This is a genomic window from Paraburkholderia lacunae (assembly GCF_003353175.1).
Lineage (GTDB): Bacteria > Pseudomonadota > Gammaproteobacteria > Burkholderiales > Burkholderiaceae > Paraburkholderia > Paraburkholderia lacunae.
Window position 1 is genome coordinate 174,467 of sequence record NZ_QHKS01000008.1, and the last position, 14,057, is coordinate 188,523.

Annotated in this window: 12 protein-coding genes; 5 read left to right on the forward strand and 7 right to left on the reverse strand. The window is 63.5% G+C overall.

Annotation, left to right across the window (positions count from 1 at the left end):
- Nucleotides 1–70: 70 nt before the first annotated feature.
- Both DLM46_RS14280 and hpnN read right to left on the reverse strand, forming a co-directional pair.
- Nucleotides 71–1,042: an MlaA family lipoprotein gene (locus DLM46_RS14280; protein WP_115101399.1), complete on the reverse strand. Its 972-nt coding sequence runs from the start codon at nt 1,040–1,042 to the stop codon at nt 71–73.
- 2 nt (nt 1,043–1,044) lie between these two features.
- On the reverse strand, nt 1,045–3,660 hold the full coding sequence (hpnN, locus tag DLM46_RS14285; RefSeq protein WP_115101400.1) for a hopanoid transporter HpnN: 2,616 nt from the start codon (nt 3,658–3,660) through the stop codon (nt 1,045–1,047).
- A 212-nt stretch (nt 3,661–3,872) separates the two neighbouring features.
- Between hpnN and DLM46_RS14290 the strand changes: the two genes are divergently transcribed.
- Nucleotides 3,873–4,478, forward strand: coding sequence for an MlaC/ttg2D family ABC transporter substrate-binding protein (locus DLM46_RS14290; protein ID WP_115101401.1), 606 nt, complete (start codon nt 3,873–3,875; stop codon nt 4,476–4,478).
- Nucleotides 4,479–4,614: 136 nt separating this feature from the next.
- On the opposite strand, the gene hpnH is transcribed toward DLM46_RS14290, so the two are convergent.
- Both hpnH and ispH read right to left on the reverse strand, forming a co-directional pair.
- Entirely contained in the window at nt 4,615–5,766 is a 1,152-nt protein-coding gene (gene hpnH, locus DLM46_RS14295) for an adenosyl-hopene transferase HpnH (RefSeq protein WP_115101402.1), read from the reverse strand.
- Between the two features lie 10 nt (nt 5,767–5,776).
- Nucleotides 5,777–6,721 (reverse strand): 4-hydroxy-3-methylbut-2-enyl diphosphate reductase, encoded by a 945-nt coding sequence (gene ispH / locus DLM46_RS14300; RefSeq protein WP_115101403.1) that lies wholly within the window; start codon nt 6,719–6,721, stop codon nt 5,777–5,779.
- A gap of 375 nt (nt 6,722–7,096) precedes the next feature.
- Here ispH and hpnC point away from each other — a divergent pair, with 375 nt between their 5' ends.
- Nucleotides 7,097–7,963: a squalene synthase HpnC gene (gene hpnC, locus DLM46_RS14305; RefSeq protein WP_115101534.1), complete on the forward strand. Its 867-nt coding sequence runs from the start codon at nt 7,097–7,099 to the stop codon at nt 7,961–7,963.
- Nucleotides 7,963–9,135 carry a glycosyltransferase gene (locus DLM46_RS14310; protein WP_115101404.1) on the forward strand — a complete coding sequence of 391 codons (1,173 nt, stop codon included), beginning with the start codon at nt 7,963–7,965 and terminating at the stop codon, nt 9,133–9,135. Before hpnC ends, DLM46_RS14310 begins: the two co-directional genes overlap by 1 nt.
- 94 nt (nt 9,136–9,229) lie before the next feature.
- Here DLM46_RS14310 and DLM46_RS14315 read toward each other — a convergent pair whose 3' ends face one another.
- The gene (locus tag DLM46_RS14315; RefSeq protein WP_115101405.1) at nt 9,230–9,772 is read right to left on the reverse strand and encodes a hypothetical protein; all 543 of its coding nucleotides are present in this window, start codon (nt 9,770–9,772) and stop codon (nt 9,230–9,232) included.
- Between the two features lie 226 nt (nt 9,773–9,998).
- Nucleotides 9,999–11,009 (reverse strand): hopanoid-associated sugar epimerase, encoded by a 1,011-nt coding sequence (gene hpnA, locus DLM46_RS14320; protein WP_115101406.1) that lies wholly within the window; start codon nt 11,007–11,009, stop codon nt 9,999–10,001.
- 292 nt (nt 11,010–11,301) lie between these two features.
- Here hpnA and DLM46_RS14325 point away from each other — a divergent pair, with 292 nt between their 5' ends.
- Nucleotides 11,302–11,595 carry an acylphosphatase gene (locus DLM46_RS14325; RefSeq protein WP_115101407.1) on the forward strand — a complete coding sequence of 98 codons (294 nt, stop codon included), beginning with the start codon at nt 11,302–11,304 and terminating at the stop codon, nt 11,593–11,595.
- A gap of 90 nt (nt 11,596–11,685) precedes the next feature.
- On the opposite strand, the gene egtD is transcribed toward DLM46_RS14325, so the two are convergent.
- Nucleotides 11,686–12,666 (reverse strand): L-histidine N(alpha)-methyltransferase, encoded by a 981-nt coding sequence (gene egtD / locus DLM46_RS14330; RefSeq protein WP_115101408.1) that lies wholly within the window; start codon nt 12,664–12,666, stop codon nt 11,686–11,688.
- A 493-nt stretch (nt 12,667–13,159) separates the two neighbouring features.
- Between egtD and rarD the strand changes: the two genes are divergently transcribed.
- Complete coding sequence (rarD, locus tag DLM46_RS14335) at nt 13,160–14,056, forward strand: EamA family transporter RarD (RefSeq protein WP_115101409.1); 897 nt, start codon at nt 13,160–13,162, stop codon at nt 14,054–14,056.
- The last annotated feature ends 1 nt before the right edge of the window (nt 14,057 follow it).

Here is a 14,057-nt window from a genome sequence, read left to right on the forward strand (position 1 = left end):
AAGCGCCTATCCCCGCCTTCGTTCCGATGTCGCCATGACCCGTCGCCTTGCGCGCGACGCTGCGTCCGGCTTACTTATTGCCCGTAGGCGCGGTTTCAGACGCCGGAGTCGGTGTCTTCGCGCCCGAAGCTGCTGCCGGGGCCGCAGCAGGCGCGTTTGGCGTCTCGCCAGGGTCTGTGTAGTTCGGCGCACCCGCCGGAGCGCCTGTGGCGCTTCCGGAGGCCGCGTTCGGCGCTTGTGCCGCGTCGCCCGGGTCCGTGTAGTTCGGCAGGCCTGCCGGTGCGCCCGCTGCCGCGCCCTTGGCGGGCCCGGCCGACGCGCCGGAGTCGTCCTGGTCTTCGTAGTTCGGCGGCGGCGCCGCGCCCTCGCCGGTGCCGCGCAGACGCGCTTTACGCTGCTGCGTGTAGGCGTCGCGCACGAACGAGTATTTGTCGAGCGCGGCTTGTTCCAGCAGGTTCGTGGCGCCCAGCAGATCCGAGCGCACGCTGACGAACTGCAGCACGTACAGTGGATTGCGCTCGGCCGGTTCGATGTAATTCAGCGGGTTGAACTTCACATCCACCACCAGACCCATGCTGTCGCGCACCGTGCTCGGACCGAACAGCGGCAGGACGAGATACGGCCCCGACGGCACGCCCCAGTGGCCGAGCGTCAGGCCGAAGTCCTGGTGGTGCTTCGGCAGGCCGGCCGGCGTCGCCCAGTCGAGCAGGCCGCCCAGGCCGAAGGTCGAATTGAACGCGAAGCGAACGATGTCTTCGGTCGCGTCGGTGATCTTCAATTGCAACAGGTTGTTCGCGGCGTTGCTCAGGTCGCCGAGATTCGAGAAGAAGTTGCTCACCGCCGTACGCAACGGCTTCGGCGTGACCTTCTGATAACCCTTGGCGGCCGGGACGGCGATATAGCGGTCGAGGCCGTCATTGAAGTTGAACACGACCCGGTTCACCGGTTCGAACGGGTCGCCAGGCTTGCGGTCAGGGCCGGTCGCGCAACCTGAGATCAGACCGGTGGCGACGAGCGCCAGCGCGGTGGTTCGCAGCTTCATGCTTAAATTTCCTTGTTCTTCGCGCGACGTGGCCGCGGTTTGCCCATCAGTACCGGTTGGAACACCACCGCGCCGATCAGCGTGCAAAACAACGATAGTGCCAGCAGGCGTCCCATGCTGGCCGTCCCCGGATGGTGCGACAGCCAGAGGCTGCCAAATGCTGTTGCCGTGGTCGCCGCGCTGAACAGCACGGCGTGTGTGAGGCTCGACTGCAAGAGGCCGGTCTGGCCGTTGCGCCACGCCATCACAAAGTAAATCTTGAAGGCCACGCCGACACCCAGCATCAGCGGTAACGCAATGATATTCGCGAAGTTAAGCGGCATGCCGAACACCACGCATAACTCCAGCGTCACCAGCGCCGACACCAGCAGCGGAACCAGCGTGCGCAGCACGTCGCCGAAGCGGCGCAGCGCGATCCATAGCAGGATGGCAATCGTCAGCAGCGCGTAGCCGGCCGCCTGGATGAACGCCTTGATGATGGTGTCAGCCGAATGCAGGATCGAAATCGTCCCGCCGATCGCGCCCGGTTCGACCCTCTTCACCGCGTGTGCGAAGCGGGCGAGCATCGCATCGTCGTTCGGATCGGTGCCGGGCTTGACCTTCGGCGCGATGTCGACGAGCGCGCGGCCATCCTTGGATAGCCAGCTCCGCGAGATGTCTTTGGGCAGGTTGTCGCGCGTGATGTCGGTGGGTTGCAGCAGATCCGCCAGTTGCTTCAGCGCGATTCGCAGCGGCTCCGACATCGCGGTTTCGGCGCGCTCGCGCGTGGCGGCGTCCGCGGCGGCGAGCTTTTGCAGCGTCGCCGACAGATGCCGGGCTTCGGCGGCGCCCGGGCCCGGATGATCGTCGGCGGCGAGCGCGAGCTGGTTCGACGCGCGTTTCAACGCGGCCACGCGCACCGTGTCCGTGGCTTGCGGCGAGGGCTGCTGCGTCAGCGCGGGCAGCAGTTGTTGCGCAGCGCTCGCGATCAGCATCAGCTTTTGCTGCTGCTCAGTGGGCACGAAGGTGTCGAGCGTGGTCACACGGCCGACTTCCGGCAGCGTTCGCAGATGCTCGGCCATGCGCTCCGCGTCCGCCAGCGAAGGCGCCAGCACATGCACATTGTTGACCGCCGCTTCCGGCGAATCTTTCAGCGACAGCAGCGTCGCCATCGATTCCGTGTGCGGGTCCTTCAGATGCAGCGGGTTGAAGTCGAAGCGCAAATCCGTGAGCAGGGGCGTGGCGCCGATCACGACGATGAGCGTTGCAATCAGCACCGGCTTGCGGTGTTGATCGAGGTACTCGTCGACGGGCGCAAGTAGCGGGAAACCCGGCGACACAGGTTCGCCCGGCGGATTGAAGACTTTCAGCAGCGCCGGCAGCAGCGTCATATTGGTGAAGTACGCGACGAACATCCCGATGCCGGCGATCTTGCCCAACTCCGACACGCCGCGATAAGCCGTCGGCAGGAACGAGAAGAAGCTTTCGGCGACTGCGACCGCCGCTAGCGTGAGCGGCACGCCGATGCTGTGCGCGGTGTGCACGAGCGCGGCGGAGAGGCGGTCGTCGCGATTGCGTTCCTCGCGGTATTTGACGCCGAACTGCACGCCGAAATCGACACCGAGTCCGACGAACAGCACCATGAACGCGACCGATATCATGTTGAGCGCGTCGACCATCATCAAGCCGAGCGCGGCGGTGATCGCGAGCCCGACGAACAGTGTGATGAACACGGCGACGATCATGCGGCCCGAGCGCAGCGCCAGCCACAGGATCACCAGCACGACGATGAAAGTGCCGATGCCGTTGAGGACCGCGCCGTCCTTGACCGAGGCGAATTCTTCGTCGGCGAGCGGCTGTTCGCCGGTTAGACGGACGGTCGCGCCATAGCGCGCCTCGAGGTGCAGCGCCGCGGCGGTATCGCGGATCGCCTTCGACGCAGTTGCACCCGGCTCGAGGGCGTCGTAGTTCACGACGGGCTGCACGGTGACAAACGCGCGCGCCGGATCGGTGGCCGTGCTCGTGTCGACCAGGGCACGCCACGAAAACGCCGCCGGCTGTCCGGCCAGCACGCGGTCGAGCACGGTCGCACTTTGCGATAGCAGATGGCTCATGTCGGCGAGCTTCACCTGGCCGAGTTGCAGCGGCAACAGCAGGCTCGTCGTGAGCGTGCCGGCGAGGCCAGTCAAGCTCGGATCGTGGGCGAGGGCGTTGACCAGCGGGCGGGACTGGATGAGCTGCGAGGTGGTCGACAGGACTTCATCGGTCGACGGGAACAATAGGCCGTTGTGCTCGAAGAACGGGCCGCCGGACGGTTGCGTGACCGCGACGAACTCCTTCGAGTCGGCTCGCAGCGCAGCCGTGAGCGCATTGGCGGCGGCGTCGGCGAATTCGGGGGCGCGGGCTTCGACCACGACGAGCACGGTTTGGCCGCGCTCCGGGAAGGCCTCGTCGAACGCATGGTCGAGCGACGACCATGCCTTATCGGTCTCGATGAGACGACTGATATCGGTGTTGATCTTGAAGTGATGGACGACATAAAAGCTGCTCAGGACCGCGAGCACGAGCGAGAGGGCGATGACCTGCAGCGGGCGGCGCACCGAAAAGGCGACGAGACGGACGATATATGACTTCAGCATGTAGGCGGGAAGGGCCTTATCACGGGTAGTGTTTTTGACGAAAGTGCACAAGTATACAGAGCCGGAGCGATCCGGACCGACTTCGCAGCAAGTGCCACGCCAGGCGGGACGGGGCCAGGGTGGGAACGCAATCTCGGTATACTGGTCTATCTTGCGTTTGCCGCGGGCCTGTTGGCCTGGCCGGTGCTTACTTCTCAGGTGTTGACCAGCGTATGAAACGTTATTTATCTGCCTTTCTGGCTGCGGCCGTGGTGTCCACGGCGGCGTATGCGCAAAGCGCGCCCGATGCAGTGGTGAAAAGTGCCGTTGAAGGCACGGTTGCCGCGATGAAGGCCGATCCGCAGGCCCGCGGCGGCGATATGAAGAAGATCACCGAACTGGTGGAAACGCGATTTGTGCCCGCGACGGATTTTCAGCGTACGACGCGGATTGCGGTTGGGAAGGCGTGGAGTACTGCCACGCCTGAGCAGCAGAAACAGTTGTATGAGCAGTTTCAGACCCTGCTGGTGCGGACCTATGCTGCTTCGCTGTCGCAGTTGCGGGATCAGGACGTGAAGTTCAAGTTCCTGCCGGTTAATGCGCCTGCCAGCGCCAACGATGTGGTGGTGCAGTCGCACGTTATCAGCAACGGCGGCGACGATTCCATCGATTACCGGCTTACCAAGGGTGCGTCCGGCTGGAAGGTCTACGACATCAATATGATGGGCGCCTGGTTGATTCAGGTTTATCAGACGCAGTTTGCCGATCAGCTTTCCAAAGGCGGGGTCGATGGGCTTATCAAGTTCTTGATTGCCCATAATGCGCGCAGCGCAGGGTAGTTTTTGCGCGTGGCGTCTGAATAGGTTCTTTGCCGCGCAGGCAAAAAATAAAAAAGCGCGATGGCAAAAAAGCCACCGCGCTTTCTAAAAACTGCAGGGTAATAGGGGCGGGCAAAACCGCTCCGATAAACCCGCTTTAGTGTGCAGAAGCCGTCTGCACCTTCTTACCCTTGCCAGCCCGCTGGATCTCATCGAGCTTGATCTCGACATGTCGAGAAAAGACATACTCGGCGGGACGCTGCTTATCCAAAGGAATATCTTTGGTGAAAGCACCTGAAGTCTTCGGCCCACGCAGGCTGACCTTCAAGGCCTTCAGCGGATGCGCCACCGTATCCATCACGGCAGTCGCTTCGAATCCGCAGTGCACCATGCAGTCAGCGCACTTCTCATAGTTACCCGTGCCGTAATTGTCCCAGTCCGTGGTTTCCATCAGTTCCTTGAAGGTCTTCACGTAACCTTCGCCGACCAGATAGCACGGCTTCTGCCAGCCGAACACGGTACGCGCCGGGTTGCCCCACGGCGTGCACTCGTACGTCTGATTGCCGGCCAGGAAGTCGAGGAACATCGCCGACTGGCTGAACGACCAGTTCTTGCCGTTGTTGCCGCGCTTGAAAATCTCGCGGAACAGATGCTTGGTCTTGTCGCGGTTCAGGAAGTGCTGCTGATCCGGCGCGCGCTCATACGCGTAACCCGGCGAGACAGTGATGCCGTCCACGCCCATCGGCCCGACCGTATCGAAGAACGCGGCCACGCGCTCGGGCACCGCGTCGTTGAACAGCGTGCAGTTGATGTTCACGCGGAAACCGCGGCGCTTCGCTTCCTTGATCGCCGCGACCGCCTTCTCGTACACGCCGTCTTGCGACACCGAGTGATCGTGCATCTCCCGATCGCCGTCCAGGTGGACCGACCAGACGAAGTACGGATTCGGCTCGTAGTCGTCCATCTTCTTTTCCATCAGCAGCGCATTCGTGCACAGATACACGAACTTCTTGCGCGCGATGATGCCCTTCACGATCTGCGGCATTTCCTTGTGCAGCAGCGGTTCGCCGCCTGCAATCGACACCACCGGTGCGCCGCATTCGTCGACCGCGCCGAGGCACTCTTCGAGCGACAGACGCTGGTTCAGGATGGGATCCGGATAATCGATCTTGCCGCAGCCATTGCAGGCGAGATTGCAGCGGAACAGCGGCTCCAGCATCAACGCGAGCGGGTAGCGTTTGTTGCCAGAGAGATGCTGACGCATGATGTATGCGCCGACCCGGACTTTCTGTAGCAGCGGAATAGACAAGACGTCCTCCTTAAACTTCGCGTGCAGCGAGTGGTTGCATCAGTTTCGATGGCAACTTGAATTCGACTTTTTCTTCACGGCCCGCCATCGTCGTGACCTCGACGGGCCCCAATGCGCGCAGCGCATCGATTACGTTCGTTACCATTTCTTCCGGCGCCGAGGCGCCCGCCGTGATGCCGACGGTTTGTACGTTCGCAAACCACTCCGGCTTCACTTCCGAACCGTCGGCGACGAGATAGCTCGCGACGCCGCTTTCGCTGCCGATTTCGCGCAGTCGGTTCGAGTTCGAACTGTTGGTTGCGCCGACCACCAGCAGCACGTCGACCTCTTTGCTCAGCTCGCGAACCGCCGCCTGACGGTTTTGCGTCGCGTAGCAGATGTCGCGCGTGTCAGGACCGACGATGTCGGTGAAGCGGCGCAACAGGGCGTCGATAATGCCGCGCGTGTCGTCGACCGATAGCGTGGTTTGCGTCACGTACGCGAGCGGCGCATCGGGCGGCAGATCCAGATGCGCCACTTCGGCTTCGCTCTGGACCAGCAGCACGGTGCCGGGAATCTGTCCGATCGTGCCCTCGACTTCCGGGTGCCCGGCGTGGCCGATCAGGATCAGCGTGCGCCCAGCGGCCACATATTGGCGGCCTTGCACGTGAACCTTGGTGACCAGCGGGCAGGTCGCGTCGAGCACGTCGAGGCCGCGCTGTTCCGCGTCGCGTTCGACCGTCTGCGCGACACCATGGGCGCTGAAAATCGCCACGGCGCCTTGCGGTACCTCATCGAGCTCTTCGACAAAGCGCGCGCCTTTCTGGCGCAGATTGTCGACCACATGGCGATTGTGGACAATCTCGTGACGGACATACACGGGTGCGCCGTGTTGCTGTAACGCGCGATCGACGATTTCAATCGCACGAACAACACCCGCACAAAAGCCGCGGGGTTGAGCAAGGATGACTCGCATAAGTTGGCGAACTCCGACTGACGCGGGTTTCGAAGAAGTCGGTAAAAATGACTTTATCGCCGCGACCATCATATTTAGTTGACGTCTTGGGACCGGCGTACGGCCGGCACAGCAAAACCAAACGCGCATTCTAACGCTATCACGGGCGCTTTGCTTCTGGCGCGCCCCCGAGGTGTTGGGCCGCGACGCTGCAACCGCCGGCTCGCCGTCCGGCGCGGTATTCCTGGCGCGGCATCCGCTTCCCAGGCGGCGATGCAGCCATCGATGCGGCCGGCAATGATTACGCGCTGCACCGGTTTGGCGGAACCCTTAAACTACACGGTCCTGCGGCACACGTTGGCGGCCGCGACACAGAATGAATCCGAGGCTCGCTGGATGGATGTCGATCACTACGAAAATGTTCCGGTCGCGAGCGTATTGCTGCCCAAAGCGCTTCGCGCGCCAGTCGGCATTATCTATCACGTCGCCCGCACGGCCGGCGACATTGCCGATGAAGGCGACTGGAGCCCGGCTGAGCGGCATGCGCGCCTCGCCGACTTTCGCGCCGGCCTCGACGCCGTTGCGGACGGCCGCGTGGCGCCCGTGCATCCGTTGCTGTTCGGCAAGCTGGCCGGCGTAGTCGCACAGTATAAGCTGCCGCTCGCGCCGTTCTACGACCTGCTGCTGGCGTGCGATCAGGACATCGACACCCACCGTTATGCAGACCGCGCCGCGCTGCTCGACTACTGCCGCCGCTCGGCGAACCCGATCGGCCATCTGATGCTGCATCTGGTGGGCGCCGCCACGCCGGCGAATCTGCTGGATTCCGACGCGATCTGCACGGCGCTGCAACTGGTCAGCTTCCGGCAGGACGTCGCGGCGGACTGGAAAAGAGACCGCGTTTATCTGCCGCTCGCGGAGTTGGAACGCTTCAATGTGACCGAGGCGCAAATCGCCAACGGTGTCGTCGACGATGCCTGGCGGGCGCTGATGGCTCACGAGATTTCGTTCGTTCGGGCCATGCTCGTGAGCGGCGCGCCGCTCGCGTTGCGTATTCCGGGGCAGCTGGGTTTCGAATTGTGCGGCGCCGTGCACGGCGGCTTGCGCATTCTCGAGCGGATCGAAATGGCCGGCTATGACGTGTTTCGTCAGCGGCCGGTGCTCAGCAGTTTTGACTGGTGCGTGGTGGCGGCGCGCACCGTGGCTATGCGGCTGTCGCGGCGCGTCGGCGCGCATGCGCGTTCAATCGAGGGTAATGCTTAATGGCGGTGGTTCTGTTTCTTCTTTCGTGTCTGTCGTTGTTGATCTGGTGTGTGCTGCTGTTCGCGCGTGGCGGCTTCTGGCGGGCCCGTCCTGCCGCGCCGCTGGTGCCGGAGCCGTGCGAAACATGGCCGGCGGTTGCCGCGGTCGTACCGGCGCGCAATGAAGTCGACGTGATCGCCGAGGCGGTCACCACCTTGCTTCAACAGGACTATCCGGGCGCATTCCACGTGATCGTCGTCGACGACCACAGTACCGACGGCACCGCCGACGCGGCCCGCGCCGCGGCATTGCAACTGCAATGCGCGGACCGTCTGACGGTGCTGAGCGCCAAGCCGCTGCCGCCTGGCTGGTCCGGCAAGGTGTGGGCGCAGTCGCAAGGCATCGAGGCGGTGCGCACGCTCGGTCTGCAGGCCGATTTCCTGCTATTGACCGACGCCGACATCGGCCATCCCGCCGACGCTGTCTCCCAACTCGTTGCGCGCGCGGATGCGGAACAGCGCGACCTCGTCTCGCTGATGGTTCGTCTGCGCTGCGATTCGTTCTGGGAAAAGGCGTTGATTCCGGCCTTCGTGTTCTTCTTCGCCAAGCTGTATCCGTTCGCGTGGGTCAACAACCCGCGCAATCGCACGGCGGCGGCGGCGGGCGGCTGCATGCTGGTCCGCCGTAGCGCGCTCGAAGAAGCGGGCGGCATCGAGTCGATTCGCGCCGAACTGATCGACGATTGCAGTCTCGCTGCGCGTATCAAGCATCGCGGCGCCGGACGTCATCCGATTCGCCTGGATGTGGCGGCGCGCAGCGTGTCGCTGCGTCCCTACGATAGCTGGCGCGAGATCTGGAACATGATCGCGCGCACCGCATTCACGCAACTGCATTACTCGCCGGCGCTGCTGGCGGGCACCCTGGTGGGCATGACGATCATCTATCTGGTGCCGCCCGTCGCCGCGCTGCTGCTTGGTCCGACCGGCTGGCCTGCGTGGCTCGCCTGGGGGGCGATGTGCTGCGCCTATGCGCCGATGCTGCGCTACTACCGCCGCTCGCCGTTGTGGGCGCCGTTCCTGCCGCTGGTCGCGTTGTTCTATGTCGGCGCGACGTTTGCATCGGCGGTGCGGTACTGGCGCGGCGAGGGCGGTCAATGGAAGGCGCGTGTGCAGGCGCCGGTGCAGGAGCGCTGAGGCGCGCTAAACAGCGCGGATGGGCGAACCCGCAGTGACGCGGATTTGTCGGATGAAAATGAAAGCGGCGCTCATGAGCGCCGCTTTTTGCATATCAGCCCTTGGTGAGCAGCATGTACAACTGAATCACCATGTCGGGCGAGAACGTGAACGGCACCCAGCCGTGGCCGGTGTGACGCATGACCAGCAGCCGGTCGCCATTCGACTGTTTCTGCACCGCCATGACCGGATTTTTGGTCGATACGAAGCGCCAGCCCGGCGGGATGCCCGGAGGCGGTTCCGGCGTCATCGAGGCGCGCGCGTTCGACAATTCTTCAATCAGTTGGCCAATCTGCTCAGCGCGCAGCGCGACCGTCTGGCCGCCGATCGTCATGGTGATTTCGTTCTGCGCGGGGCGGTTGATTTCGAGCGTCGGCTGGACTTGCGCGGCGGGCGCTTCATCTTTGGCAAGCACCTGCGCCTCAGCCACAGCGTCTTGCGCTACCGGTTCCGGCGTGGCGGCCTGATCCGCCGGCCCGTGCGGCGCGGCGGTTTCTGCGGATGTCTCGGGGATGTTTTCGGCCTGCGGGGCCACGACAGCCTGGATGAGCTGATCGACGCCCATTTCCAGCGCGCCGAGCTGTTCGTGAAGATTCATGCGAGGTTTCTCTGGTAAGACCCGCGATTTTACCTGCTGCGCGTGGGCTTTGACCTGTCGCGAACAAAGTGACGTTGTAACAAAATGCGTGCTAGCCGCGCCGGACCGCCCAAAGTGGCCTGCATGGCCCGGCCCGGCCCGGCCCGGCCCGCCCCGCCCCGACCCGACCCGCCCCGCCCCGCCCCGACCCGCCCCGACCCGCCCCGACCTGATCTGGACGCGCGCCTCAGGGCTTCAGATACCCCGCTTGCCTGAACCATTCGAGCGCATCGCTTAGCCCTTCGCGATACGGCCGCGCGTGATAGCCGAGTTCGCGCTCCGCCTTCGCCGACGTGAAGTACATCTTGTTCTTCGACATCTTCAAGCCGTCGACGGTGACGAACGGCTCGCGCTTCGTGATCTTCGCGACGGCTTCGGCGCCTACGGCCAGCGGATAGAGCGGCCAACGCGGCAAGCTCAGCGTCGGTGCTTTGCGGCCGGTCAGTGCGGCGATATCCGCGAGCATCGCTTGCAGCGGCAGATTTTCGCCGCCGAGAATATAGCGCTCGCCGATCTTGCCGCGTTCGAGCGCAAGAAAATGCCCGGCGGCCACGTCATCCACGTGCACGAGGTTCAGCCCGGTATCGACGAACGCGGGAATCTTGCCGAGCGCCGCTTCGACGATAATGCGCCCGGTCGGCGTCGGCTTGACGTCGCGCGGACCGATCGGCGTGGACGGGTTGACGATCACCGCGGGCAGGCCGTCCTCGGCGATCATCCGCTCCACCGCGCGCTCGGCCAGCACCTTGCTGCGCTTGTAGACGCCGATCGCCTGGTCGGCTTTGAGCGGCGAGGTTTCATCGGCGGATTGGCCGGAACTGGTGACCTTCAGCGTGGCCACGCTGCTCGTGTAGACGATGCGCTCGACGCCTTCCTTCAACGCCGCGCGCATGGTCGCCTCGGTGCCCTCGAGGTTCGAGCGTTCGATCTCGCTCGGGTCCGGCGCCCACAGACGATAGTCGGCGGCGACGTGCAGCAGATAGCGCACTCCGCGCAGCGCGACGCGCATCGACGCTTCGTCGCGCATATCGCCGACGACGATTTCCGCATCGAGCGCCTCGACGTTTTGCCGGGGACTGGTGGCGCGCACCAGCACGCGCACCTTGAAACCCTTCTGTTGCGCGATGCGCGCCACCGACGAGCCGACGAAGCCGGAGGCGCCGGTCACGAGCACGAGATCGCGATTCTGTTCGGTCATTCTGTTTCCATTCCCTGCGTGACAGTCGACGGATTGTACGTGGCGCGCACGCCGCGTGTCGCCTCGCGCGGTCCGCGAGCGAGCCGGCGAGCAATCTCGCCGCGACGCGACTAGAATGCCGGCTTGAAAGTTTGCGTTGCATGGGATCGGAGTAACGCGCTATGGGACCAGAGTAAGTGCTCTGCATGGGACCGGAGTAAGCGCTAAAGCGCTAACTCCGGTCGACAGCTAAAGCGGCAACTCTGGTCGACACGCCAACTCTGGTCGACAGCGTTGCATGGGAGAGGACGGCATGGCCCCGGATCTGGATTCGCGGATCGAAACGTATTACGTGCGGGTGCGCGGCATGGTGCAGGGCGTCGGCTTTCGCCACGCGACCGTGCGGCAGGCGCACGCGCTCGGTCTCAAAGGATGGGTGGCGAATCTCGACGACGGTTCAGTCGAAGCCATCTTGCAAGGACCGGCCAACCAGGTCGACCGGATGCTGTCATGGCTGCGTCACGGGCCGCCGGCGGCGCGCGTGACCGAGGTCGCAGGCGAAGAGCGCGCGACGGAAAAGCGTTACGAGCGTTTCGAGCAGCACTGAGAACGCGTTCATGGACGGGCAAGGCGGTGCGTCATCACATGGATGTCGCGCCGCTTTGCTGTTGGTTTCTCCCTAACCGCGCCGACGACCTCAACGCGTCACCAGCAAGCTCTCCGCAAAGCCCCATTCCTCTTCGATCCATTGATGGCTGCAGACAAAGCCGGCGTCGTCCGCAATCGCGGGTACTTCCTCGGCGCGATATTTGTGGCTGCTCTCGGTCCAGATCGTTTCGCCTTCTTTCAGCGTAACCGTCAATTGCGCCGCGCCCACGTGGACCGTGACGTCGCGTTTCGCGCGCAGATGCATCTCGATGCTGCGCGCGTCCGGATTGAATCGTGCGACGTGCTCGAACGCATCAAGCGGAAAGTCGCCACCGAGTTCGCGATTGATCCGCGCCAGAAGATTCAGATTGAACGACGCAGTCACGCCGATCGCATCGTCGTAAGCGGCCACCAGCACCGGCGTCGGCTTGATCAGATCGGTGCCGAGCAGCAACGCGTCGCCGGGTGCGAGCATGTTGCGGATATCGCGCAGAAAACGCGTGGCCGCGAGCCGTCCGAAATTGCCGATGGTGCTGCCGAGAAACAGGACCAGTAAGCGTTCGTCCGACGCGCGGTTCTTGCTGACTTCGGCAAGGCCCGCCAGATAATCGCGCTCGTAACCGACAATCGAAATCCGTTCGATGTCGCCGAGCTCACGTCTGCATAACTGCAACGCGCTGCGCGAAATTTCAATCGGACAGTATGAAGTCGGGCGTTTTTTACACAGCGCTTCCAGAATGCGCCGCGTCTTTCGCCCGCTGCCACTGCCGAGTTCGGCGACGGTGACGTCGTGCGGCAGGTGCGCGACGATGTCCGCGGCGTGCTTCGCCAACAGACGCTCTTCGGCGCGCGTCACACCGTATTCGGGCAGCACGGTGATCACCTCGAACAGCGCCGATCCGACTTCGTCATACAGATATTTCGACGGCAGCTCTTTCTGCGGCGCGTGGGTCAGCCCGGCGCGGACCTCGGCGGCAAAGGCGGGGCTGGGGTTGGGTGATGCATTGTGCGAGAGGGCTGGCTGGGTCATGCTGGCTCCAGTAGTCACATTCGATGGTCGGGGATGCTGGCCGGACGGCGGCCTGCGCGGCGAAAAGCAGTTGATGCACGCCGCTGAAAGAGGAGCGGACCGGATTCGCCGTGATGTGATGGCGCCTGTACCCGGACCAACAGATTGATGCTGCAAGACTCGTAGCAAGATTCGCGCTTGTGCGGCGAGGTTTGGCGTGTCGACGTCAGATTCGCCGGTTGCGCGTGAAGTTATGTTCTAGTGCATCGGCGCGCGATGCGCACGGAATAAATGCAACGCGTTGCGCAAAAGTACGTGCGCCCTCGTCGGGTAACCCGTCTAGAATGCCCGCCTATGCCCGCTTGCGTCGAATATCGACGAATTACCGTAGTGCTTGTGCAGTGCCCGAACTGCTTGCTGCACGCTTGAGACAATCCAATCTAATGACAACAATCCAGGCCGCGCCGTTGCATGCTGCGCCGCACACCGTTCCGATTTCGCAGCGGGCCGCCCGATGAACCAGTACGACCCAAAGCGCGGCATTGCGTTGTCGGTCGGCGCATCTGCTCTGTTTGCCTTGCTGTCGGGCTACGCAAAACTTCTCGCGCCGCTGAGCGGCCTCGATATCTTCGCGTGGCGCATCGTGTGGACCGTGCCGGGCGCATTATTGCTGATCGTTCTGCGCCAACGTCTGCCGATCTTCCGGCAACTGATTGCCCGTATGGTCCGCGAGCCGGCGCTCAGCCTCTCGATGATCGCCGCCGCGGCGCTGCTCGGTCTGCAACTCTGGGTTTTTCTGTGGGCGCCGCTGCACGGCCGGATGCTCGAAGTGTCGCTCGGCTATTTTCTGTTGCCGCTGGTGATGGTGCTGGTTGGACGCTTCTATTATCGCGAACGGCTCGATGGCTTGCAGTGGCTGGCTGTCGCTTGCGCCGCAGTGGGTGTCGTGCATGAACTTTGGGTGACAGGCGCTTTTTCATGGCCGACCTTGCTCGTCGCACTGGGCTATCCGCCGTACTTCGTGCTGCGCCGCAAAATCAACCAGGATTCGCTGGCGATGTTTACCGTGGAAATGTCGCTGCTGCTGCCGGTGGCGATCGTGGCGGTCATCAGCGGCGGCTCGCTGACGATGATTTCCGGCCGTCTCGACATGTGGTGCCTGCTGCTGCCCGGTCTTGGCGCGCTCAGCACGGCCGCGCTGGCTTCGTATCTGAAGGCGAGCCGTTTATTGCCGGTCGCGTTATTCGGCATTCTCGGCTATGTGGAGCCTGTGTTGCTGGTGGTGGTCTCGGTGACCTTGCTCGGCGAAACGCTGGGCGCACAACAGTTGGCCACCTACATACCGATCTGGATCGCGGTTGCGTTGACCGCGTTGCACAGCGTGCGGCTCGTCCGGCTTGCGCCGCGCTGAG

Bases quoted from the DNA above. Each gene is read 5' to 3' on its own strand.
- DLM46_RS14290 (WP_115101401.1), top strand. From the start codon at position 3,873: ATGAAACGTTATTTATCTGCCTTTCTGGCTGCGGCCGTGGTGTCCACG.
- hpnN (WP_115101400.1), bottom strand. From the start codon at position 3,660: ATGCTGAAGTCATATATCGTCCGTCTCGTCGCCTTTTCGGTGCGCCGC.
- DLM46_RS14310 (WP_115101404.1), top strand. From the start codon at position 7,963: ATGGCGGTGGTTCTGTTTCTTCTTTCGTGTCTGTCGTTGTTGATCTGG.
- DLM46_RS14280 (WP_115101399.1), bottom strand. From the start codon at position 1,042: ATGAAGCTGCGAACCACCGCGCTGGCGCTCGTCGCCACCGGTCTGATC.
- ispH (WP_115101403.1), bottom strand. From the start codon at position 6,721: ATGCGAGTCATCCTTGCTCAACCCCGCGGCTTTTGTGCGGGTGTTGTT.
- DLM46_RS14315 (WP_115101405.1), bottom strand. From the start codon at position 9,772: ATGAATCTTCACGAACAGCTCGGCGCGCTGGAAATGGGCGTCGATCAG.
- egtD (WP_115101408.1), bottom strand. From the start codon at position 12,666: ATGACCCAGCCAGCCCTCTCGCACAATGCATCACCCAACCCCAGCCCC.
- DLM46_RS14325 (WP_115101407.1), top strand. From the start codon at position 11,302: ATGGCCCCGGATCTGGATTCGCGGATCGAAACGTATTACGTGCGGGTG.
- hpnA (WP_115101406.1), bottom strand. From the start codon at position 11,009: ATGACCGAACAGAATCGCGATCTCGTGCTCGTGACCGGCGCCTCCGGC.
- hpnC (WP_115101534.1), top strand. From the start codon at position 7,097: ATGGATGTCGATCACTACGAAAATGTTCCGGTCGCGAGCGTATTGCTG.
- rarD (WP_115101409.1), top strand. From the start codon at position 13,160: ATGAACCAGTACGACCCAAAGCGCGGCATTGCGTTGTCGGTCGGCGCA.